A 21126-nucleotide genomic window follows, 5' to 3' on the forward strand; every position below is an offset into this window, starting at 1 on the left:
CTTGGATAATTATTTTCTCTCATCGCAGCAAGCTGCGGGGAATTGCACCCCAAGAGATTAAAACATCTGTCCTTGTTTTCCTTCGTTCCCGAGCATCCAAGTCTGCCCCCTGTACCAGGGCAGAAATCATAGATAGCAAAAAGCCCCGCCTCATGGGAGGGGGGGCTTTTTGCTAAACGGTTCGAACCTTCCTTGCTACGGGCGCTCTAAGGGAGTCGTCCAGGCGCCCGTTGTCCTGCTCCACCCTATCAGATACAGCATACTGTCGGTAGTGCCGGTACCAAGGGTCGTAAGGGTCCCATCGGTGTATGCCGCCGAACCCTTGCCGTAGAGGGCCGGGTTCTGGGCTATGGCTGTGGCGCCTGCAGACCAGTTCATCACGCCGTCATCAAGGAAATCGATGGTGTCATACACGAGACGACGGGTGTAGGTGCGGGCATGGACATAGGCTGCCGGCTCACGCTGCAGCAGGTTCAGGTTGAAACAGGCTCCCGCAAGCTTCCTGGCACTGGCAAGAGTCAGAGTGCCGCCGCGGGTCCAGTCTTTTATTGCCTGCTTGTTACCGTTAACAAGCGGCAGGCTCTCGTCGTAGAAGTAAGGATATGCAGCCTGATTATAACTGATGTTGTATCTGGTCTTGAGAATATTAAAGGCCAGGTTCAGCGCGTTCTGGAACACTGCACCCTGCGGATCGACAAAAACGGACAAGAAATTGCTGGAGGTGAGTGTCGTTGCGCCTTCTTTGGTGTGACAGTTGCCGCATACCCGGGTGAAGGAGTCCGCATTGATCGCCAGAGAGTGGCCCCCCGTCATATGACAGGTAACACAGGGACCGCCGGAGTTGAGAGCAACGCCATTGAAGGCAACGTTGCCGGGAGTCCCCAACCGGCGATGGTAACTGCCGATGGCGCCGCCGTCATCAGTAGAGGTAAGCGACTGGCCATAGGTACTGGTCCCCAGCACCGCCCCGGCGGAGGTGAACCCGGTGAAGCCGGCTTTGACATACATCAGGCCGGCAGCGGCCATGTAATGGGAGTTAAAGGCGGCAAAACTGGTGTTGGTCAGATCTGCGGTTGAGGTCTCCACAGCTTGGTAACCGCCGTTCAGACCAGTATGACAGGGGATGCAGAGCTGGGTATCGCCGTTGGTAGCGGCAGGCGGGAAGCTTGTGGATGCCCCCAGTGACGGAGTGTAGGGAGTCACGAACGCAGCGGCAGGAGTAATCCGCTTCCAGCTGTAGTCGGTATGGCAGCCTTTGCAGCCGAGCGCCTCGTGGCCGGCGGTATATTTGCCGAATATGGCGGAAGTAGGAGCAGTACCGGTCGTCATTAAGTAACGGAAACCGCCTGCGGTGTGACAGCGCTGGCAGAAGTTAAAGGAGGTTCTTCTCCACTGGTAGTGTGTCCACGGATCTGCGGTGACGTTCCCATGCCCCGACTGTCTCCACTGCCGGTTAACGGTCAGCAAGGAGGTGGTGTCGTGGGGGTTATGACAGACCCGGCAGCTGTTTGCGTCATAAGGCGTCACAAAAGAGGCCTTGCCCGCCTGGTATGTTGCACCGCCATTGAAGTGGCTGCTATAGGTTTTCATGACGGCAGAGGTGTGACAGTTGAGACAGACCGTATCACCAGGTATGTTCGGCAACGCTCCACTGGACGGGTGTCCGTTGGTGGCATGGCAATCGGGGCAGGCAGCACCATTTCTGGTATTATGGGCAGAATTCTGCCATTCGGTAACGATGCTGTTACCGGTTACCGGTGATGTTATTGTGGTATGGCACGCGATACATGCCTGGGATGCGGTAAACGACGCTGTTGCCGAGCTTTCCCGGTTGTCGCTGCCACAGCCGGCAAGGGATGCTATGGCTGCTGCACCCAGCAAGGAAGCGATGAGATTCATACGTTTCATGCGTTCACTCCTCCTTCTGATGTTGGTTTAGTTAGTGACAGACCCTGCAGGTCTTATTGGTGCGGGAACTGATGTTTCCACCCTTGAAACTCTTGGGATGCGGATTGACCCTGGCACCGCTCTTGGAGCTGTGGCAGCGCAGACAGACGTCCCCTTCCGGGTGACAGGTCTGACACGACTGCAGGTTGCGCCGGGCCTCGCTGGCATGCTCGCTGCTCCAGATAAACGTCTGCCCCGAACGGCTGCTGGGGAGGTGGGACTTGATCCGCATGCTCCCTTTGGGGAAGCGGGCGTGACAAGCGTTGCAGTATTTCTGGTCATGGCAGCGGTAGCAGGTCTGCGGGTTATCCAGCGCCTTGACCGGGTGCAGGTTGACGAAGTCGCTCCGATGGCTCTTCGGGATGTAATCACGTCCGAAGGCGTCTGTAGAGAGGTCGGCGTTGATCCCCCCACCCTGGTGACAGTCGAGGCAGAATGACTGGATGTGGCACTGGGAGCAGTTGCTTCCAGCCTTACTGGCCAAGGTGCGATGGCTGCGCAGCCAATCGCTGTCGTGGTTGGGCGCAATCCCTTCAGCCTTGTGGCAGCTGTTGCACTCGGAGAGCTTTGTGTCAGCATACTCCTTGTGCTGCTGTTTCTGGGCAGACGCCTGCTGTACGTACAAGGCAGACATGACCAGAAGCAGACAGACGAAAAACAGTTTTTTCACAGAAGCACCCCCTTTCTAAAAGTCGTAATCGAACACCAGGCGTCCGGTGATATTCTCGGTGAAACGTGCATTGACGTCGTCCTGGATACGGCCTGACACGGCAAGGGCCTTGGTCAGCTTGTACTTGCCACCGATCCAATACCTGCGGGCGATCTCGTCGTTGGTCAAAGAGTCGCGCTGATAGACGTCGTACTGGAAGCCGGCCGCCACCTGGGCATTCTTGTTGATCTCTAAGTCGGCGTCCACGATGACCCCGTTCGTGCTGCCGTAGTAGCCCTGGCGGTTGTCGTATTCCACATTCAGCTTGAGCTGCTCGATCGGCCGAATCCCCGTTCCGAGGTGGTAGACGTTGGCCGCTGCTCCTTCCCCGTATCCCTGCCGGCTATACCCACCGTTGACCGACACCATGTCGTTGATGGCGTAGTCAACACGGAACAGACCTTCCTGATACTGGTTCACGGCGAATACGGAGTAGATGGAGGTGGTATCGAAGGTTGGGTAGCTCTGATAGTACTCACCGGTAAAGACCAGGTTGGACAGGGGATAATACTTCAACCCGGCCTGAACCTCGTTGAACGTTTCCGAGACGAGGTCGAAGCGGGCGTTGCCGTAGACCCTGATGCTGTTGAACAGGTACTGCTTGAATGAAGCTCCAAGAACATCGCGAGCCACGTCGCTCCGGTCCCACTTGCGAAACCAGCTGATCTCCGCGTCCGTGTTCTTGAAGCCGGTCAGGTAGGCAGCCAGCCCCAGATCGGCATTCCCGCCGTTTCCGATCTCGCCGTTGAGACCAAACAGTACATCCCGCCCGCCGAGCAGGGTGAAGCCGACCGGCCCGACGTTTTTCAGGTCGACCTGCAGGCCGTCGATGATGGCGCTGCCGGCGGCGAGGTTGACGAACTGGCGGCCAAGCTTGAAGTCGACCTTGTCGTACAGATCCCGGTAGTCCGCATAGAGGTAATACAGCCGACCGTTCAGCGCCTCGCCTTTGGTAAAGTCCTGGGATAACCGGCCATACCCGTAGAGGGATAGCTTGCCGGCCTTGTCGATGTTGGTGATCCCCACCCTAAGGTATTCGGCGGCCTCGAATTGGCGGCCATCGACGAATTCGTTGTTGTACCATAAGAGTTGGGTGGAGCTTCGGCCATGGATTTCCGCGCCCCAGCCGACAGCGGCAGGGAATAGCATCAGCGAGGCCAGAAGTAATCTCGTTACTCCTTTAATGACCATCAAGTGAACCTCCTTTCGTGAAATTGCATAGTTCAACTTCTTTGCTGACAGACTTTTTCTTGACCGTTCCTCCCTTCGTAAGAGTATTGGCAAGTTCTTCCGGCGACTCTCTACGTTCGGTGCCAGCGGCAAAGATACGCACGAATTCCGCCACAGCCCGGCTACGCTCGGTAGCCCGGTAACTCTTCCGCTGCAGAATCTCTTCAATATTGAAAAAACTGAAAAGCATCCCGTGAAACGCCCTGGCCGCCAGTTCAGGGTCGAAATCGCGCAGGCTGCCCCGCTGCTGCATGGCCCGGAAATAGGAGGCATACGTGGCAAAGAGCGTATCGAGAAAGGAATGATAGATCTTATGCATCCTGTCGGGGGAGTGCTGCAGTTCGTCATGAAGGATCTTTATCCAGTCCCGCAGGCCATCAAGTTTTGTCAGCAGCTGACTAGCCAGGATGGCAAGCCCCTCTTCATACGGGTAATCGACGATATCGGGAATGAGTTCCTGCACCTCGGACAAGGAGTAGCGGTTGATGACCTCCCCCAGCAACTGCTCCTTGGTGGGGAAATGACGAAAGAGAGTGACTTCAGAGATTTCCGCACTGCGGGCGATCTCGCGGGTGCTCGCCCCGCAGACCCCTTTAGCGGAAAAAAGCTGGAGGGCAGCTGCCAGAATGCGCTCGCGAGTACCCTCACCGGTCTTTCCGGAACGGTGATCAGGCTTCTTTGTCTGTGAAAGGGGCATAGTTTGCATGTAAGTACTTAAGTACTATCGACGGATAATATTTTTCTTTAGTGTATCAGTTAAAAAAGTTATTGCGAGTGCATTAATAACTTTTTTTGTTTCCTAACATACCGTAGGTCAACGAGTAATTCTCGGCTTACCCGTTAAACAACCATATACTGTATGCTCTCAAACGTTGGGATATTATTAATATTTTCTCTTTATCAAGCATCATTCGGTCACCGACACGCCGGTATAACCGTACGTAATGCTGGGACCATATGTTTTCGGGTTGAGGGATATTGGGCCGTGTGGTATCAATTGTTTCTGGCAACGATCATGTCGATAGCCAAGGCCCACCCCAACACTCAAGAATTCTGTGCCGCACTCCCCACTCGGATGAACATGTATCCATCTGTCCGGCTCTATCGAACACTCAGCGTCTTCTACCTTGCGACTTCCCTGGTTGCCCTCTCTCCTGGCATGCCGGTCAGCGCAAAACAGCAGCCCACTGCCACGCCGGCCGCAACTCTTGACGACGCCAACGCCTGGATTCGCCAGGGTCTCGCTAGCAACGCGGCCGGTCGTTTCCAGGAGGCACTGGATGCCTTTCTGCAGGCAGTGGCCATTGATCCGGCCAATTCCTTTGCCCTGTTCAACCTGGGCACCACCTCGGCACTGCTGGGCCGCTACCGGGAGGCTGCCGATTACCTGAAGCAGGCGGTCCGGATCACACCCGACCTCCTGCCGGCATGGAGCAACCTGGGAGCCATGTACAACCACCTGGAGCAGCCCGCCGAGGCCCTGGCCGCCTTCCGTCAGGTACTTCGGCTGCAGCCGGGCAACGCCGATGCCCATTACCAGGCAGCCCTATCCCTCCTCGCCCTGGGCAGAAGGGACGAGGCGTGCACCGAATACGAAGCACTCCGCAGCCTCGATCCTTCCCTGGCAGAAAAGCTGCTCCCCCTGCTTTCCGAACGGAACAAATAAAAAGCCGCCCTGCGGGGTGCAGGGCGGCTTTCGTAACGGTCGGAATGGCCTTTTTTCGTCTCAGGTCAGGTTCCAGATCGCCATTTCCACGATATCTTTCCAACTCTTTGAAATCTCGTTCACCACGGTCGGCTCGAAGCCGCAGTGCATCATGCACTGGGCACAGCGCTCATCCCGCCCGACCCCGTAGCGGTTCCAGTCGGTCTTCTCCATCATCTCCCTGAACGTTGGGTAGTGGGTGTCGGTGATCAGGTAACACGGCGCCTTCCACCCCTGCGGGTTGCGGGTCGGGTTCCCCCACGGGGTACACTGGAGCTTCTTCTCCCCCTTGAGGAAACGGAGGTACATGGGGGTCGACCAGAAGCGGAACCGCTTGCTCATTTCGTACACCTGCCCGAACTTCCGCTCGATCTCCTGCCGCTCCAGGAACAGCAGCTCGCCTACGGCCTCGTAGCTGAAGCCGGGGGCCACCAGCAGGCCGTCCACGCCAATTTCGGTAAGCATGGAGAAGAGCATGTCGATCTCCACCAGATCGGTGTCCTTGAAGATGGTGGTATTGGTGCAGACCCTGAAGCCGAGCTGCTTCGCCTTCCTGATCCCCTCGATGGCGGTTTTGAAGGTCCCCTTGCGTTCCAGTATCCGGTCGTGGGTCTCTTCCATGCCGTCCATGTGGACGTTGAGGGTGAAGTTGGGATGGGGCCGCAACCGGTCCAGTGACTTTTCCAGCAGGAGACCATTGGTGCAGAACTGGATATGCTTGCCGCGCTGCAGCACCGCCTCCACCAGGTCGAAGACGTGGGGGTAGAGAAACGGTTCGCCGCCGGTAATGGTGACGATGGGGGCCGGACATTCGTCCACCGAACGGAGACACTCCTCCAGGCTCATCATCGCCTGAATGGTATCGGCATACTCCCGGATCCGGCCGCAGCCGGAACAGGCCAGGTTGCACAGGTGGGTCGGCTCCAGCATCAGGACCAGGGGATATTTCTCCACCTTGGCCAGCTTGTTCTTCGCAATGTATTTCGTTAGATCGTAATTGAGTCGCCAGGGAAAACGCATCTGCAGTTCTTTCCTTTCAATCATGTAGGGGCGCCGCTTGCTGCGCCCGGTTCGGCAATTTGTCGCAAGCAAGGGCGCGGCAAGCAGCGCCCCTGCAATATCGTCTATTTCGCCACGGCCAGGACCGGCCTCTCCTTACTTCTCATGAACGCTTCCACCGTGGCGGCAATCCCTTCGGCATCAAGTCCCAGGTCCTTGCGCAGTTGGGCTTGGCTACCATGTTCGACGAACCGGTCGGGAATGCCGATCCGCTTGACCCGGACAGCGGTTTCCCGCTCGTCGGCGAGGAGTTCCAGCACGGCAGTGCCGAAGCCGCCCTGTAGGGCATTCTCTTCAACCGTGACAACGGTGCCGCACCGGCGGGCAACGGCGAGGATCAGCTCCCGGTCCAGCGGCTTGACGAAGCGGGCATTGACCACCGTGGCCCGGATACCGGCGGTCGCCAGCCGTGTCGCTGCCTCGACTGCCGGGTAGACCGTGCTGCCGATGGCGATGATGGCCACGTCGTCCCCGGCAACCAACTGCTCCCCCCTGCCAATGGGAAGTTCACGGATTTCCTGATCAAGCTGCACGCCGTAACCAGTGCCGCGCGGATAACGAAGGGCCATCGGCGCACCGGCATAGAGGGCGGTCTTGACCATGTGCCGCAGCTCGTTCTCGTCTTTCGGCGCCATCAGGGTCATCTCCGGCAGATGACGGAAAAGTGAGAGGTCGAAAACCCCGTGGTGGGTCGGCCCGTCATCCCCCACCAGACCGGCGCGGTCCATGGCCAGCGTCACCGGCAGTTTCTGCAGGCAGATGTCGTGGAAGATCTGGTCATAGGCGCGCTGGGCAAAGGTCGAGTAGATGGCCGTCACCGGCCGGTACCCCTCGGTCGCCAGGCCGGCGGCAAAGGTCAGAGCATGCTGCTCGGCAATTCCCACATCGAAGAAGCGGTCAGGATAGGCCTTGGCAAAGGGGGTCAGGCCGGTGCCGTCGGGCATGGCCGCGGTAATGGCAACGATCTTTTTATCGTCCGCGGCGAGTTGGACCAGGGTCTCGCCAAACATTGCCGTGTAGGAGGCGGGACCACCCTTGGCAGCAGCCACTTCCCCGGTGGCAATATTAAACGGACCGACGCCGTGGAATTTGCCCGGATTGTCTTCTGCCGGCTTATAGCCGCACCCCTTGCGGGTCATGACATGCACCAGCACCGGCCCCTCTACACTCTTCAGGTCACGCAGGATCTCCACCAGGTGCGGCAGGTCGTGCCCCTGGACCGGCCCCACGTAATCGAAGCCGAGCGCCTCGAACAGGGAGCCGGGGGTGAGAAACCCCTTCAGGGAATGCTCCGCTCGTTTGGCGAAGTGAAGGATGTTGCGGCCAAAGGCCGGGATGCTGGACAACAGCCCTTCCATCTCCTTTTTGAGGTCGCGGTAGTAGCCGCCGGTCATCTTGCGGGAGATGAAGGTGGAAAAGGCTCCCACATTCCTGGAAATGGACATCTCATTGTCGTTCAGGACAACGATCAGGTTCTTGCGCAGGTGGCCGGCCTGGTTCAATGCCTCGAAGGCCATGCCGCCGGTGAGGGAGCCATCGCCGATCACAGCCACCACCTTGTGCTTCTCGCCTTTCAGGTCATTGGCAACCGCCATGCCGAGTCCGGCGGAGATGGAAGTGGAGGAATGGCCGGCACCGAACGGGTCGTGGGGCGACTCACTGCGCTTGGGGAAACCGGAGAGACCGCCGTACTGACGCTGGGTATGGAACCGGTCCCGCCGGCCGGTGATGATCTTGTGGGTGTAGGCCTGGTGCCCCACATCCCAGATGAAACGGTCATTGGGGGAGTCGAAACAGTAGTGCAGGGCCAGGGTCAACTCCACCGCCCCCAGGTTGGACGCCAAGTGGCCGCCGGTCCTGGAGACGTTCTCCAGGAGAAACTGACGCACCTCGCCGGCCAGGGTGCCGAGCTGCTCCAGCGAAAGCTGTTTCAGATCGGACGGACTGTTTATCGTTTCGAGTAACTTGGACATGGCAATCTCCAAAAATGTTCGACGTTCGATGTTCGACGTAAAAACTGCGAGCCGTTAACCTCGAACCTCTAACGTCGAACGTCGAACAGCTTTACGACGCATACCCATTGGCGCGAAACCAGGAAACCGCCCGCTGCAGCGCCTCACTGGCCGGCCGCCGGGGCAGCCCCAACTCCCGGACCGCCTTGCCGGAATCGAAGAACATGAATTTTTTCGCCATCTGGACCCCGGCCAGGGGGATCAGCGGCTCGCGGCCGGTCAACCGTGAGATGGCTTCGTTCAGATAGGCCGCGGCCAGGATCGGGCGGTACGGCAGCCGGAACCGGGGGGCCGGCTGCCCGGTGAGAGCGGCCAATTGGCCAAAGATCGCCTTCAGGGTGAGGTTTTCCCCACCCAGGATGTATTTCTGCCCGACACGCCCCTTTTCCCGGGCCAGGAGGTGCCCACGGGCACAGTCTTCCACGTCGATGATGTTGAGGCCGGTGTCCAGGAAGGCGGGCATCTTCCGGTTCAGGAAGTCGACGATGATCTTGCCGGTGGGGGTGGGCTTCACGTCATACGGCCCGACCGGCGTGGACGGGTTGACGATCACCAGCGGCAGCCCTTTGGCTGCCAACTCTTCCGCCACCCGCTCCGCGAGGAACTTGCTCCGCTTGTAGTGCCCCACCATGTCGGCCAGGGTCACCGGGGTATCCTCTGTGCCGGGCGTGCCGTCGCCGGGATTACCCAGGGTGCCGACGCTGCTGGTGTAGACCGTGTGCTGCACTCCCGCCGCCAGGGCAGCTTCCAGGATCGTGCGGGTGCCGTCCACGTTGGCCGCGTACATGGCGGCCGGATCGTTCGTCCAGAGGCGATAGTCGGCAGCGGCATGGAACAGGGCCTGGCAACCGTCGAGGTCACGCGCAAGACGGTCCCGGCTGCGGAGATCCCCTTCCCGCACATCCACGTCAAGTCCCCGGAGATTGCGCCGGTCAGAGTCGGGGCGGGCCAGGACCCGAACCGCCCAGCCGTCCTTAAGGAGCTCCCTGACGATGCTCGCCCCGAGAAAACCGGTGGCGCCGGTAACAAATGCCTTCATTGCTGAACCCATAAATAAGTTGAGTGGTTGAGTAGTCGAGGGAGAAACTGCCCCCTCCTCAACCACGCAACCACCCAACGATTCTCCTGATGTAGGGGCGCTGCTTGCCGCGCCCCTGCCATTCCCACCGAATTACGCCTTTTCCCGCGTCAGCGTCCGGTAGGTGCCGAGCGCGGTCAACGGAAAGCAGTTGCGGTAGATATGGTACTTGATCATGAAAAACTTCGGGAACCCGGTACCGGTGTACTGGTCCTCGTCCCAGGTGCCGTCCCCCTTCTGGCTGGCCAGGAGATACTGGATACCCCTGTTGACCGAGGGGGATTCCGCTTCGCCGGCCGCCATCAGGGCCAGGAGCGCCCAGCCGGTCTGGGAAGGAGTGGTCTCGCCGACTCCCGCAAGAGACGTATCGTAGTAGGACTCGCAGGTCTCACCCCAGCCGCCGTCCAGGTTCTGCCTGGACTTGAGCCAGTTCACCGCCTTCTGGATGTACGGCTGGGACATATCCTCGCCAATGGCCGTCAGGCCGCAGAGCACCGACCAGGTGCCATAGATGTAGTTGACCCCCCAGCGGCCCCACCAGGAACCGGACGGCTCCTGCTCGCGCTTCAGGAACTCAAGCGCCCGCACCGCGGCAGGATGGTCTTTCGGATAACCGAAGGCACCCATCAGTTCCAGCATCCGGCCGGTAAGGTCGGCAGTGGGAGGGTCGATGAGAGCCTCCAGGTCGGCGAACGGGATCTTGTTCAGGAGGTGCTTGGTGTTGTCCTTGTCAAAGGCACCCCAGCCGCCGTTCTTGCTCTGCATCCCCAGGCACCAGTTGATACCGCGGACGATTGACGCTTCCTTGGCCTTCCCGTCCTTGGTCTTGATATCCTTGATGGCCATCATGACGAAACCGGAATCGTCCACGTCCGGGAACCAGTCGTTGAGGAACTCGAACGCCCAGCCACCTGGCTCAAGTTCGGGACTCTTGATCTTCCAGTCGCCAGGCTTGCGCACTTCCCGGTCCAGCAGCCACTGGGCACCTTTTACCAGGGCCGGGTGATCGGTGGGCACGCCGGAATCAACCAGGGCCTTGAGGGCCAGGGCCGTGTCCCAGACCGGCGAGACGCACGACTGGAGCACCAGTTCATCCTCGCCTTCGATACAGAAGTTGGCCAGCGCCTCCAACCCCTTGGCAACAGCCGGGTGGTCATTGGCATAGCCGAGGCTGTGAAGCGCCAGGACCGAATTGAGCATGGCAGGCTGGATGCCGCCCCAGTCGCCGGTGGTCTCCTGGTGATCGAGCACCCACTGTTCCGCCCGCGCCATAGCCTTGTTCTTGAAGGGGCGGATCGGGCTCGACTCGTATATCTTCAGCATATGGTCGACACCGACGAAAAAGTTCTTCCAGGTCAAGATGCCGTCTTCCTTGCTGAAGGTGTAATCGATCGGCCGGGGGGGGCGTACGTAGAGTTCCTGCACCCGCGCGCTCGGAGGGAGCTTGCGGACCGGCCGCTCGGCCATGACCAGCGAAAGGGGGATGATGGTTCCGCGCGCCCAGCTGGACAGCTCGTACATGTTGAAATAGGCCCAGTTGGGCAGCAGCATCAGCTCGATCGGCATGGAGGGAACGCCGAACCAGGCGAATTCACCGAAGAGCGCCAGGAAGATCTTGGTGAAGACCCGGGCCTTGATGATTCCCCCCTTGTCGAGAACGAACGCCCTCGCCTTGGCCATGGCCGGATGATCGGCCTGGTAGCCGGCCAGCTTCAGGGCAAAGTAGGCCTCGATGGTGGTGGAGAGATCGCCGGGGCCACCGTACCAGATGGTCCAGGACCCGTCCTCGGTCTGTTTGCTGAGGAGATAGTTGGCGATCTTCCGCTCCCGCTCCTTGTCCACCATGCCGAGAAAGTGGAAGAGCATCAGGTACTCGGCGGTAATGGTGACGTTGGACTCCAGTTCGGCCCACCAGTAGCCGGCAGGGAGCTGCTCGCGGAAGAAAAAGTCCCGACTCCGCTCAATGGCGAGATCCAGGGGGCTTTTCGCCTCTCCTCCCTGCTTTTTCCAGATGGAAGCCGGCAGGTGATGGACCTTGCCGGAAGATTTCGTTGCCGGGGCCGGCACAGGTTCAACGGCAACGCCGTTGAACGAGGTAAGCGCATGGGAGATGGGATGCTTCAGGGGTCGCATGGACGCTTGCTCTCCTTGATAGTCAATGTAGCGGCAACGGTTTCCCGAGGGACACTCGCTGGCGCAGGGCACAACAAATTTGGGTTTTTACCACATTCTGCCAAAAAGGTATACCCTTTTCAGCCCGGGCCTGGCCAAAATTGCGGCGAAACCGTTGATTTTCCTAGCCCCGTGTGGTAGATGTTCACTCCGGTTCTTATTCCCATCAGATGTCCTGAAAACGGCAATTGAAACACTGAGGCACGGAGAACACGGAGTTATCACCGACTCTGAATCCCCGTTATGGCCGATACGCGGCTGCTCAAGCGGAGACGGACTTCCAATACCCGCAATGTCGGTCTCTGTTGTTCTTCTCCGTGACCTCCGTGTCTCCGTGTTGATACTGTTTCTGGATTTAGAGGTCCCATGCGCAACCAAGCATCATACCGCGGCCTGTACGGCTTCGTCGTCAGGTTCCCGCGCCTGATCATTTTTGTGGCACTCCTGCTCGCCGTGGTCTCGGTTATCTACACGAAGCAGAACATGACCTTCCTCACCGGCAGGGATCAGTTGATGCCGGCCAACACCACGTTCAACCGCGACTATCAGGCATACCGCCAGGAGTTCGGCGACCAGGAAGAGATCGTCGTCGTCATCGAGGCGAACGATACCGAACGGGCCGGCCGCTTCGGCACACGGCTGTTCGATAAGTTCAGCAAAGACCAGCAGCATTTCCGCGAGGTCTTCTACCCCTTTGGCCTGGAATTCTTCAAAAAGAACGGCCTTCTGTTCGTTTCTCTGGACGAGGTGCGGGCACTGCGGCGCAACCTGACCCTGGCCAAGCCCGTCCTTAAGGAGTTGGCCGCCAACCCGTCGGTGGAAACCCTCTTTTCCTTCCTCACCAGGGAGATGGACGGGTATCTCCAGGCGGACCGGAATACGCCGGCAGCGAGGGAAAAGCTGGCAAGCCTCGCCTTCATGCTGGACAAGCTCGGGCTCGGCTTTCAGCAGTTCGGCACAAACGGCTCGACCGACTTCTCCCTGGAGGAGTTCTTTTTCAACGGCCCCGGCGGCCAGGCGTCCAGTTTCAGCAAGGCCGGTCGGCAACAGGTACTGACCCTGCTGCCGGTCAAGGATTCGGAGAGCTTCGTTCCGGCCGAGGAGGCGATCCGGATCATTCGCCGGGAAATCGCCGCCCTCAAGAAGCTCCCCGAGTTCAAGGGGGTGACGGTGGGGCTCACCGGGACACCGGTCCTGGAGCATGAGGAGATGACCACCAGCGAGCGCGACATCACGCTGGCCACGGTCATCTCCCTGGCGCTCACCGTGGTCCTCCTGGTGCTTGCCTTCCGCGGCGTGCTGAACGTCGGCGCAGCCGTCGTTTCCCTGGCCGTTGCCATCTGCCTCGCCTTTGGCTTCGCCACCCTGGCGGTCGGCCATCTCAACATCCTCTCCATGGTCTTCGCCATCATGCTGATCGGCATCGGCATCGAATACGGCATCCAGGTGGTGCTCCGTTACCAGGAGGAACTGACCGGAGGGGCGACCCACCTTGACGGGATCGCCACCGGCCTCAACCGGAACATCTGGGCCATCGTCATGGCAGCGGCCACGGTGGCCGCCGCCTTCCTTACCTTTGTCGCCACCGACTTCAAGGGGATCGCCGAGCTGGGGATCATCGCCGGCGGCGGCATCGCCATCTGTGTTCTCGTCACCTTCACGGTCCTGCCGGCACTGCTGGTTGTTCTTGCGCCGTACAGGAAGAAAGGAGTGAGGAGTAAGGGGTTAGGGGCAAAATCCGACCCCTCGCTCCTCACCCCTCACTCCTCACTCCGAAGAGCGGGCGTGAAACGCCTGCTCTTCGGCTATCCGAAGGCGGTCATCGCCCTGACCGTCATTCTCTGCGCTGCCGCCATCTATCCGGTTTCCCGTGTTTCCTTCGACTTCAACCTGATGAATCTCCAGGCCAAGGGGCTGGAGTCGGTGGAGTACGCCTACAAGCTGATGAAGAGCAAGGAAAACGCCGGCTACTTCGCCGTGGTCATGGCCAACTCGCCGGCCGAGGCCGCGGAAAAGGCGAAGCGGCTGGAGCGGCTGCCGACGGTGGACCATGTAGTGAGCCTCGCTACCTTCGTCCCGGAACAACAGCGGGAAAAGCTTGCCGAGCTGGCCGCCCTCCGCGCGGATCTGGCCGACATCAAGGGTGGGGCCTACGAGGAGAACCTGAATCTTATGGCCCTGCCGGCCGTGTTCGAGCACTTCCGTAACAGCGTGGAGCGGCTGAAGAAGCAGCTCGTTGCTGAGCAAAGACCGGAGGCAAAGCAGGTCGGCAGCTTTCTGGCAACCCTGGACAGTTTTTTCGCCTCCCTGGAGAAGGAAAAGGACAAAAACGCCGTGGGGATGCTGAAGAATTTTCAGGGTGGGATGCTCTCCGGGCTGCCACAGCAGATCAGCCTGCTCAGGGAGAGCCTTGCCGCCACACCGGTGACCGAGACGGACATCCCGCCCCAACTGCACGGCAGGTTTGTCGGCAAGAGCGGCAAATACCAACTCCAGGTGGCGCCGAAGAAGGAGATCTTCGACCGGGCACCGCTCAAGGAATTTCTTGATGACGTCCGCACCGTCGATCCCCATGCCACCGGCGAACCGGTCATGGTCTACGAGTCGATGACGATCCTCAGGAACTCCTACTTCGGCGCCTTTATCTACGCCTTTGCGGCCATTGTCCTGATCCTGGTGGCCACCTTCCGGAGCCTCAAGTTCGCCCTCATCGGCCTAGTGCCGCTGGTGGTCGGCATCCTCTTCATGGTGACCGGCATGTGGCTCTTCGGCATCAACTTCAACTCGGCCAACATCATCGTCCTGCCGCTGGTCCTGGGAATAGCGGTCGACTCGGGCATCTACCTGATCAACCGCTTCCGGCGCGAGGACGGTGACGGGGTCTCGGTGGTCTTCAGCAGTACCGGCGTCGGCGTCCTGTACAACACCCTGACGATCATGGCCAGCTTCGGAGCCCTCATTGTCGCCCACCACCAGGGGGTCTTCAGCATCGGCGCAGTCATGTCCCTGGGGATGGTGGCCTGCCAGATCGCCTTCGTACTGGTGCTGCCGGCGGTGCTGTCGCTGGTGAATAAAGGATGAGGAACGAGGAACGGGGAACGAAGAGCGGGGAAAACCTGCGGGGGGCCGTTCCTCTCTGCCATCTCTTTCTGCGGGAACGGGTCCGGCCAGGGGACCGGGTGGTTGACGCCACCTGCGGCAACGGTAATGATACCCTCCTGCTGGCTGGGCTGGTCGGGCCGCAGGGAAAGGTCTGGGCCTTCGACAGCCAGGAGACGGCCATCACTGCCACCGACGCGGCTCTACGCGCAACCGGGTGCCGGGAATGGGTGGAGATGGTGCAGGATGGCCATGAGCGGCTGGCACAGTATGTGGCCGGGCCGGTCGCTGCCGTGGTCTTCAACCTGGGGTATCTGCCCGGCGGCGACAAGGGATTCGTTACCAGGCCCGCATCGACCCGGGCCGCCCTGGAGCAGGCAGCATCATTGATCGCGCCGGGCGGCTTTGTCCTGGTCGTGGTCTACACCGGCCACCCGGGTGGAGACGAGGAATGGGATGTGGTCCGCACCTGGGGGGAAGCACTCGTGCCAGGGGAGTTCAATGTCTGGCAGGCCCGCCAGTTGAACCGGTCGGAGGCGGCGCCGTTTCTGGTGGTGGTGGAAAAGACAGCAGGACGCTAACCTTTTCACGCGAGCGAGATCTGATGGCTTACGTCTCGCGGAAGTTAATAGGCCAGGTCAAAGGCGTTGGGAATATGTTCGATCCGGTGGGTGCCGTTCGCAAGGAGCATGACGGCGATGACGTCGAAACGGGCCGGGGCGTCCTGCTGTCGGTTCTTGGCCAGCCAGGTAAGGGCAGCCTTGCTGATCTGGCGCTGTTTGAAGGAGGTCACTGCCAGCTGTGGCGGGCCGTAGGTCATGCTGCGGCGGGTCTTCACCTCCACAAATACCAGGGTCTTCCCGTCACGGGCCACGATGTCCGCCTCTCCCCCCTTGCAGCGGAAGTTGCGCTCCACGATCCGGTAGCCGGCCTTACGGAGAAAGTTAGCCGCTAACTCCTCCCCCTGTGCGCCTACACTCTGGTTATTGCCAACGGGTTTCTCCTCGCCCGTCACTCCCCACTCCTCACATGTTCCCGGACCCCCCGGAATGTCGTCCGGTGGATCGGCGACGGACCGAGGCGGGCAATGGCTTCCAGGTGGGCCTGGCTGCCGTACCCCTTGTGGCCGGCCAGACCGTAACCGGGGTAGAGCCGGTCGTACTCCACCATCATCCGGTCCCGCGTCACCTTGGCGATGATGGAGGCGGCGGCGATGGAGACGCTACGGCCGTCACCCTGCTTGATGGTACGCTGGGGCACGGCGAGCGGAATCATGGAGATGCCGTCGATCAGCAGGAAGTCGGGTGCCGTTGCCAGCTGCGCCACCGCCTGCTTCATGGCCGCCAGGGTCGCCTGCAGGATATTGTCCCGATCGACGACGTCGTGGTCCATGATCCCCACCCCGACCGCCAGTGCGGTCGCCATGATCCGGTCAAAGAGTCCCTCCCGCTGTTTTTCCGTCAGCTTCTTGGAGTCGTTGATACCGTCGACCACAGACCCGCTATCGAGGATCACCGCAGCCGCCACCACCGGTCCTGCCAGTGGCCCCCGGCCGGCCTCGTCAATACCGGCAATGGAGCGGTATCCCTGGCGGCGGGCAAGGTCTTCGAACTCCCACATGGTCGGTGCCGGCTCGTCGCCAAACAGGGTCAGGGTCATGGTTGCTCCGGATGGTTGTCCACAATAAGCAAAAGGCCCCGGTTTCCCGAGGCCTTTTCTTGCTTAGATGGCGCCTGCAACGTACTTTTTCTCGCGGATACGGGCCGCCTTCCCCCGGAGCTTCCGGAGGTAGTAGAGCTTGGCGCGGCGCACGTGGCCCCGGGTGATCACCTCAACGGTCTCCACTGTCGGGGAGTGCAGCGGAAACACCCTTTCGACACCAACGCCGTTGGAAATCTTCCGCACGGTGAATGACTCGCGGACCCCACCGTTCTGACGGCCGATGCATACGCCCTGGAAGGCCTGGATACGGCTCTTGTCGCCTTCCACGATCTTCACGTGGACCTTGACGGTGTCGCCCGGCTTGAACGGTACCACGTTCTTCTTCATCTGCTCCATTTCGATTCTGTCTATCGTGTTCATGTTTTCCTCCCTACGGTTAAAGCCGAAGCTTTTGATAGTAGTAACCGTCCTGACGACCGGACTGATTGCTGTTAGTGTCTGTCAACCCTGCCGTCCGCGGTCGCCCCGGAGCCGGTCCATGATGATGGCGGCTGCGGCCCGCACCGACAGGTGGTTGTATGTATCATACCCGCGAATCGGTTCCAGGACCATGTCGGCCCGGGCAAAGACCTCTTCCGTAAGCCCCCAGCCGGTGCCGAACAGCAGCAGGTGGGGTCGTTCATCCCTTGCCAGCCGTGCAGCCAGGTCAGGACAACCGATGGTATCCGTCCGCTCGGCAGCGCCGGTTGCCACCAGCAGCGGTTTGACTCCCGTTTCCCTCGAAAGGTCGGCCACTGCCTCATCCAGGCTCGGCACGACCCGCACCAGGGACAGGGCCTCTTTCCGCTTGGGGTTGTAACCGGCCCCCCACCCTTCCTGCCAGTGACCGACGATCCGGTTGGCCAGTGCCTGTTGTTCCTTCACCGGTGTCACCACGTAGTAACGAAACAGGCCGTAGGTTCTGGCGGCGCGGGCAATATCATGCAGGTCCAGATTGGTCACGGCCGTGGCCACCACCTGCCGGTTCTTGTCATAGACCGGGTGATGGATCAGGGCGATACTCAGACTGCTCATGGCGCCGCTTCTCCGGCAAGCTCACGGAGGAACTTCTCATCCTCCCGGGTCAGGTGCGCCGTGGCCAGCAAGTCGGGCCGGCGCTGCACGGTCTGGCGCAGAGCCTGCTGGCGACGCCAGCGATCGATCTCCCGGTGGTTGCCGGAAAGAAGAACCGGCGGCACCGTGCGTCCCCGGAACTCCGGAGGCCTTGTGTACTGCGGATACTCAAGGAGTCCGTCGCTGAACGACTCGTCCAGTGCCGACTCCTCGCTCCCCAGGACACCGGGAACCAGTCGGGAAACCGCATCCACGATCACCATGGCCGCCAGTTCGCCGCCGGTCAGGACAAAATCGCCGATGGAGAGTTCCCGGTCCACGTACAGCTCCAGGACCCGCTCGTCGATCCCTTCGTACCGGCCGCAGAGGATGATCAGACCATCTTCGGCAGCCAGCTCCCGGGCCATTGCCTGGGTAAACGGCTCACCGCGCGGCGAGGTGAGAATTACCCGCGCCCGCGGTGCCTGTGCCTTCACCGCTTCGATGCAGGCGGCCAGCGGCTCGACCTTCATCACCATCCCGGCGCCGCCGCCATAGGGGGCATCATCGACGGTCCGATGTCTGTCCAGGGCGAAGTCGCGGATGTTATGGAGGTCGACGCTGATGGCGCCGCTCTCCACGCCCCGCCGGAGAATGCTCTCGGTAAGCGGTCCCTGGAACATGGCCGGGAAGAGGGTCAAAATCTGGAATTTCATAGATCAAGCAGCCCTTCGAGAGGGCTTATGGTCATGATGCCGGCTTCGAGGTCGATGGCCTTGACCACCTCGTCGATCGCCGGTATCAGGTATTCCTTTTCATTGGCCCGGACCAGATAGACGTCGTTGCTGCCGGTCTCCATGATATTTTCGAGACGGCCCAGTTCCGTGCCGTCGTCGGTGACCACCCTAAGCCCAATCAGATCGAACCAATAGAACTCGTCATCTGCCAGGGGCGGAAGCTGACTGCGCTGGACGTAAATCTCACGTCCCACCAGATGCTGCACCTGATTGATATCAGCCATCCCTTTAAGGGTAAGGAGAATCTTCCGGCCATGGGCTGCTGCACCTGCTACGAAATACGTCTCTTCTTTACCGCCCGTATCTTTCAAAATAACCCTGTCGAGGGAGAGAAACGTCCCGCTCTCCCCCGAAAAGGGTGCTACCCGCAACTGGCCCTTGATGCCATGGGTGCCAGCCACCTTACCCAACAGAACCAGCTCACTGCTACCGGACATTACTCGACGATCTTGAGGACGGCCTTCTTGTTGTCCTTGGTCGAAACAGCGTTCAACAGAGTCCGGATGGCCTTTGCGGTCCGCCCTTCCTTACCGATGATCCGGCCCATATCCTCCTTGGCCACCGTCAGCTTGATAACTGTCGTATCCTCTTCCAACTCCTCGGTGGTCCTGACCTGGGTCGGGTCGTCAACAAGTGCTTTGGCGATGGTCTCTACGAGCTGTTTCATGTCGGTATCCTCGTGCTCTGGAGTGTCCGGCGGACCGGGGAAAGTCGAGCTCAGGCAGCGGTAACGAACTTGGCCCAGATTCCTTCTTTTTTCAGGAGCTGCTTCACGGTGTCGGTCGGCTGTGCTCCCTTGCCCAGCCAATCCAGGGTCGCCGTTTCATCGATGCGGCAGGCGGCCGGATTCTGGTTCGGGTCATACGTGCCAACGTTGGCGATGAAGCGACCATCCCTGCGAGCCCGCTCATCAGCTACGACAACCTGGTAGAAGGGCTTCTTCTTTGCGCCGGCCCGGGCGAGTCTGATCTTTACTGCCATTGTTTCCTCCTGGTGTTACAGCGACTGTCGCCGCCGTTCGTTTATTGGTGTATGGTGAACGCCATGCTTTACATGAAAATCAAAAAGGAAGCATCCCCTTCATCCCGCCGAGCCCCTTCATGAGCCCCTTAGGTCCCAGCTTCTGGAGCTGCTTGATTACCTTCTGGGCCTCGGTGAAACGCTTGAGCAGCTGGTTCACTTCCTGAACCGTTGTTCCGCTCCCCTTGGCAATCCGCAGCCGCCGGCTGCCGTTGATGATCGTATGGTTGGCACGCTCGCCGCGGGTCATGGAATCGATGATCGCCTCGATCCGCGTCATCTCCTTCTCGGACGGCTGGGCGTTACCCATCTGCTTCATCATCTTCCCCATACCGGGGATCATGCCCATGATCGACTCCAGGGAGCCCATCTTCTTGACCTGCTGGAGCTGATTCTTAAAGTCTTCCAGATCGAAATCGCCCTTTTTGACCTTTTTCTGGAGCCGCTCTGCCTCCTTGGCGTCAAAGGTCTGATGGGCCTTTTCGATCAGGGTGAGAACGTCACCCATGCCAAGGATACGGGAAACCAGCCGGTCGGCGTGAAATACCTCCAGGGCATCCAGCTTCTCGCCCAGGCCGACGAACTTGACCGGCTTGCCGGTGACCGCCCTGATGGAGAGGGCCGCGCCCCCCTTGGCATCGCCATCCAGCTTGGTCAGCACCACGCCGGAAATCTCCAGCTGCTCGTTAAAGCCGCTGGCGACGTTTACCGCCTCCTGGCCGGTCATGGCGTCGGCCACGAAGAGGATCTCCCGCGGCTCAACCTCGTCCCTGATCCGGACCAGTTCGTTCATCAGGTAGTCATCGATCTGATGACGGCCGGCAGTGTCCAGAATCACCGTATCCAGACCGTTCAGCTCGGCATAACGGATCGCGCTGCGGCAGATCTCCACCGGGTCCTGGTCGGCCCGCGAGTCAAAGGTCTCGATCCCCAGCTGCCGACCGAGGGTCTTCAACTGCTCGATGGCGGCCGGACGGTAGACGTCGGCCGGCACCAGCAACGGACGGCGGCGCTGTCCCTTGAGAAAGCGCGCCAACTTCCCGCAGGAGGTGGTCTTGCCGGCACCCTGGAGGCCAACCATCATGATGGCCACCGGCGGTTTGGCCGCCAGATCGAGGCCGTTCTCCTCGCCACCACCCATCAGAGCGACCAGTTCGTCATGGACGATCTTGATCACCTGCTGGCCGGGACTGAGGCTTTGCAGCACCTGGGAGCCGACGGCCTGCTCACGCACCCGCTCGACAAAATCCCTCACGACCTTGAAGTTGACATCCGCCTCAAGGAGAACCAGCCGCACCTCGCGGAGCGCCTCCTTGATATTGTCCTCGGTCATTACCCCCTGGCCGCGGAGCTTTTTGAATACCAGTTCAAGTTTGTCGGATAGTGTATCAAACATCAAGATCACTTATATTTCAGTTAATTACCCCACCCAACCACAACGGACAAACCACGGGCAGCAGTGGGACTTGTAAAGGATGGAATATAGAGGAGCACCCAAAACTTTGTCAAGACAAAAATCGGACGTTACCGTGGATTGGCAATGG

At 60.0% G+C, this 21126-nt stretch carries 20 protein-coding genes; 3 read left to right on the top strand and 17 right to left on the bottom strand.

All coding sequences use genetic code 11. The annotated features are described in order from the left end of the window. Positions 1 to 195: 195 nt before the first annotated feature. The 4 genes from JN12_RS01570 to JN12_RS01585 are packed head-to-tail and all read right to left on the bottom strand — an operon-like array spanning position 196 to position 4592. On the bottom strand, positions 196 to 1908 hold the full coding sequence (locus tag JN12_RS01570; RefSeq protein WP_145017422.1) for a hypothetical protein: 1713 nt from the start codon (positions 1906 to 1908) through the stop codon (positions 196 to 198). A gap of 31 nt (positions 1909 to 1939) precedes the next feature. Further along, the gene (locus JN12_RS01575) at positions 1940 to 2617 is read right to left on the bottom strand and encodes a cytochrome C (protein ID WP_145017424.1); all 678 of its coding nucleotides are present in this window, start codon (positions 2615 to 2617) and stop codon (positions 1940 to 1942) included. A 15-nt stretch (positions 2618 to 2632) separates the two neighbouring features. After that, positions 2633 to 3847, bottom strand: a complete 1215-nt coding sequence (locus tag JN12_RS01580; RefSeq protein ID WP_145017426.1) for a hypothetical protein — start codon at positions 3845 to 3847, stop codon at positions 2633 to 2635. After that, on the bottom strand, positions 3837 to 4592 hold the full coding sequence (locus JN12_RS01585) for a TetR/AcrR family transcriptional regulator (protein WP_246125711.1): 756 nt from the start codon (positions 4590 to 4592) through the stop codon (positions 3837 to 3839). Before JN12_RS01585 ends, JN12_RS01580 begins: the two co-directional genes overlap by 11 nt. Positions 4593 to 4871: 279 nt before the next feature. Here JN12_RS01585 and JN12_RS01590 point away from each other — a divergent pair, with 279 nt between their 5' ends. Continuing rightward, a complete protein-coding gene (locus tag JN12_RS01590) occupies positions 4872 to 5552 on the top strand; it encodes a tetratricopeptide repeat protein (RefSeq protein ID WP_170241810.1) in 681 nt (226 codons plus the stop codon). Positions 5553 to 5612: 60 nt separating this feature from the next. Here JN12_RS01590 and hpnH read toward each other — a convergent pair whose 3' ends face one another. From hpnH to shc, 4 genes are all read right to left on the bottom strand, one after another. Further along, on the bottom strand, positions 5613 to 6611 hold the full coding sequence (hpnH, locus tag JN12_RS01595; RefSeq protein ID WP_145017896.1) for an adenosyl-hopene transferase HpnH: 999 nt from the start codon (positions 6609 to 6611) through the stop codon (positions 5613 to 5615). A gap of 104 nt (positions 6612 to 6715) precedes the next feature. Beyond that, the gene (gene dxs, locus JN12_RS01600) at positions 6716 to 8623 is read right to left on the bottom strand and encodes a 1-deoxy-D-xylulose-5-phosphate synthase (RefSeq protein WP_145017430.1); all 1908 of its coding nucleotides are present in this window, start codon (positions 8621 to 8623) and stop codon (positions 6716 to 6718) included. Between the two features lie 91 nt (positions 8624 to 8714). Then, positions 8715 to 9701 carry a hopanoid-associated sugar epimerase gene (hpnA, locus tag JN12_RS01605; protein WP_145017432.1) on the bottom strand — a complete coding sequence of 329 codons (987 nt, stop codon included), beginning with the start codon at positions 9699 to 9701 and terminating at the stop codon, positions 8715 to 8717. A 132-nt stretch (positions 9702 to 9833) separates the two neighbouring features. After that, complete coding sequence (shc, locus tag JN12_RS01610; RefSeq protein ID WP_145017434.1) at positions 9834 to 11873, bottom strand: squalene--hopene cyclase; 2040 nt, start codon at positions 11871 to 11873, stop codon at positions 9834 to 9836. Positions 11874 to 12278: 405 nt separating this feature from the next. Between shc and JN12_RS01615 the strand changes: the two genes are divergently transcribed. After that, complete coding sequence (locus tag JN12_RS01615; protein WP_145017436.1) at positions 12279 to 14993, top strand: MMPL family transporter; 2715 nt, start codon at positions 12279 to 12281, stop codon at positions 14991 to 14993. After that, entirely contained in the window at positions 14990 to 15592 is a 603-nt protein-coding gene (locus tag JN12_RS01620) for a class I SAM-dependent methyltransferase (protein ID WP_145017438.1), read from the top strand. The genes JN12_RS01615 and JN12_RS01620 overlap by 4 nt, the downstream gene beginning before the upstream one ends. Before the next feature lie 44 nt (positions 15593 to 15636). On the opposite strand, the gene JN12_RS01625 is transcribed toward JN12_RS01620, so the two are convergent. The 9 genes from JN12_RS01625 to ffh form a co-directional block, all read right to left on the bottom strand. Then, positions 15637 to 16026 carry a YraN family protein gene (locus JN12_RS01625; protein ID WP_145017440.1) on the bottom strand — a complete coding sequence of 130 codons (390 nt, stop codon included), beginning with the start codon at positions 16024 to 16026 and terminating at the stop codon, positions 15637 to 15639. After that, positions 16023 to 16670, bottom strand: coding sequence for a ribonuclease HII (locus tag JN12_RS01630; protein ID WP_145017442.1), 648 nt, complete (start codon positions 16668 to 16670; stop codon positions 16023 to 16025). The genes JN12_RS01625 and JN12_RS01630 overlap by 4 nt, the downstream gene beginning before the upstream one ends. A 63-nt stretch (positions 16671 to 16733) precedes the next feature. Continuing rightward, on the bottom strand, positions 16734 to 17093 hold the full coding sequence (gene rplS, locus JN12_RS01635) for a 50S ribosomal protein L19 (protein ID WP_145017444.1): 360 nt from the start codon (positions 17091 to 17093) through the stop codon (positions 16734 to 16736). Between the two features lie 81 nt (positions 17094 to 17174). Further along, complete coding sequence (locus JN12_RS01640; RefSeq protein WP_145017446.1) at positions 17175 to 17747, bottom strand: RNA methyltransferase; 573 nt, start codon at positions 17745 to 17747, stop codon at positions 17175 to 17177. Continuing rightward, positions 17744 to 18481, bottom strand: a complete 738-nt coding sequence (trmD, locus tag JN12_RS01645; RefSeq protein WP_145017448.1) for a tRNA (guanosine(37)-N1)-methyltransferase TrmD — start codon at positions 18479 to 18481, stop codon at positions 17744 to 17746. Before trmD ends, JN12_RS01640 begins: the two co-directional genes overlap by 4 nt. Beyond that, positions 18478 to 18999: a ribosome maturation factor RimM gene (gene rimM / locus JN12_RS01650; RefSeq protein WP_145017450.1), complete on the bottom strand. Its 522-nt coding sequence runs from the start codon at positions 18997 to 18999 to the stop codon at positions 18478 to 18480. The genes trmD and rimM overlap by 4 nt, the downstream gene beginning before the upstream one ends. Further along, complete coding sequence (locus tag JN12_RS01655) at positions 18999 to 19229, bottom strand: KH domain-containing protein (RefSeq protein ID WP_145017452.1); 231 nt, start codon at positions 19227 to 19229, stop codon at positions 18999 to 19001. Before JN12_RS01655 ends, rimM begins: the two co-directional genes overlap by 1 nt. A gap of 50 nt (positions 19230 to 19279) precedes the next feature. Continuing rightward, on the bottom strand, positions 19280 to 19543 hold the full coding sequence (gene rpsP, locus JN12_RS01660; RefSeq protein ID WP_145017454.1) for a 30S ribosomal protein S16: 264 nt from the start codon (positions 19541 to 19543) through the stop codon (positions 19280 to 19282). A gap of 79 nt (positions 19544 to 19622) precedes the next feature. Next, complete coding sequence (gene ffh, locus JN12_RS01665) at positions 19623 to 20978, bottom strand: signal recognition particle protein (protein WP_145017456.1); 1356 nt, start codon at positions 20976 to 20978, stop codon at positions 19623 to 19625. Between the last annotated feature and the right edge of the window lie 148 nt (positions 20979 to 21126).

The organism is Geobacter argillaceus (assembly GCF_007830735.1).
GTDB classification, from domain to species: domain Bacteria; phylum Desulfobacterota; class Desulfuromonadia; order Geobacterales; family DSM-12255; genus Geomobilibacter; species Geomobilibacter argillaceus.

What these genes read in the sequence shown, in the direction of transcription:
- JN12_RS01570 (WP_145017422.1), bottom strand. Translation starts at nt 1,908, where the DNA reads ATGAAACGTATGAATCTCATCGCTTCCTTGCTGGGTGCAGCAGCCATA.
- JN12_RS01580 (WP_145017426.1), bottom strand. Translation starts at nt 3,847, where the DNA reads ATGGTCATTAAAGGAGTAACGAGATTACTTCTGGCCTCGCTGATGCTA.
- JN12_RS01585 (WP_246125711.1), bottom strand. Translation starts at nt 4,592, where the DNA reads ATGCAAACTATGCCCCTTTCACAGACAAAGAAGCCTGATCACCGTTCC.
- hpnH (WP_145017896.1), bottom strand. Translation starts at nt 6,611, where the DNA reads ATGCGTTTTCCCTGGCGACTCAATTACGATCTAACGAAATACATTGCG.
- dxs (WP_145017430.1), bottom strand. Translation starts at nt 8,623, where the DNA reads ATGTCCAAGTTACTCGAAACGATAAACAGTCCGTCCGATCTGAAACAG.
- hpnA (WP_145017432.1), bottom strand. Translation starts at nt 9,701, where the DNA reads ATGAAGGCATTTGTTACCGGCGCCACCGGTTTTCTCGGGGCGAGCATC.
- shc (WP_145017434.1), bottom strand. Translation starts at nt 11,873, where the DNA reads ATGCGACCCCTGAAGCATCCCATCTCCCATGCGCTTACCTCGTTCAAC.
- JN12_RS01615 (WP_145017436.1), top strand. Translation starts at nt 12,279, where the DNA reads ATGCGCAACCAAGCATCATACCGCGGCCTGTACGGCTTCGTCGTCAGG.
- JN12_RS01620 (WP_145017438.1), top strand. Translation starts at nt 14,990, where the DNA reads ATGAGGAACGAGGAACGGGGAACGAAGAGCGGGGAAAACCTGCGGGGG.
- JN12_RS01630 (WP_145017442.1), bottom strand. Translation starts at nt 16,670, where the DNA reads ATGACCCTGACCCTGTTTGGCGACGAGCCGGCACCGACCATGTGGGAG.
- rplS (WP_145017444.1), bottom strand. Translation starts at nt 17,093, where the DNA reads ATGAACACGATAGACAGAATCGAAATGGAGCAGATGAAGAAGAACGTG.
- JN12_RS01640 (WP_145017446.1), bottom strand. Translation starts at nt 17,747, where the DNA reads ATGAGCAGTCTGAGTATCGCCCTGATCCATCACCCGGTCTATGACAAG.
- trmD (WP_145017448.1), bottom strand. Translation starts at nt 18,481, where the DNA reads ATGAAATTCCAGATTTTGACCCTCTTCCCGGCCATGTTCCAGGGACCG.
- rimM (WP_145017450.1), bottom strand. Translation starts at nt 18,999, where the DNA reads ATGTCCGGTAGCAGTGAGCTGGTTCTGTTGGGTAAGGTGGCTGGCACC.
- JN12_RS01655 (WP_145017452.1), bottom strand. Translation starts at nt 19,229, where the DNA reads ATGAAACAGCTCGTAGAGACCATCGCCAAAGCACTTGTTGACGACCCG.
- rpsP (WP_145017454.1), bottom strand. Translation starts at nt 19,543, where the DNA reads ATGGCAGTAAAGATCAGACTCGCCCGGGCCGGCGCAAAGAAGAAGCCC.
- ffh (WP_145017456.1), bottom strand. Translation starts at nt 20,978, where the DNA reads ATGTTTGATACACTATCCGACAAACTTGAACTGGTATTCAAAAAGCTC.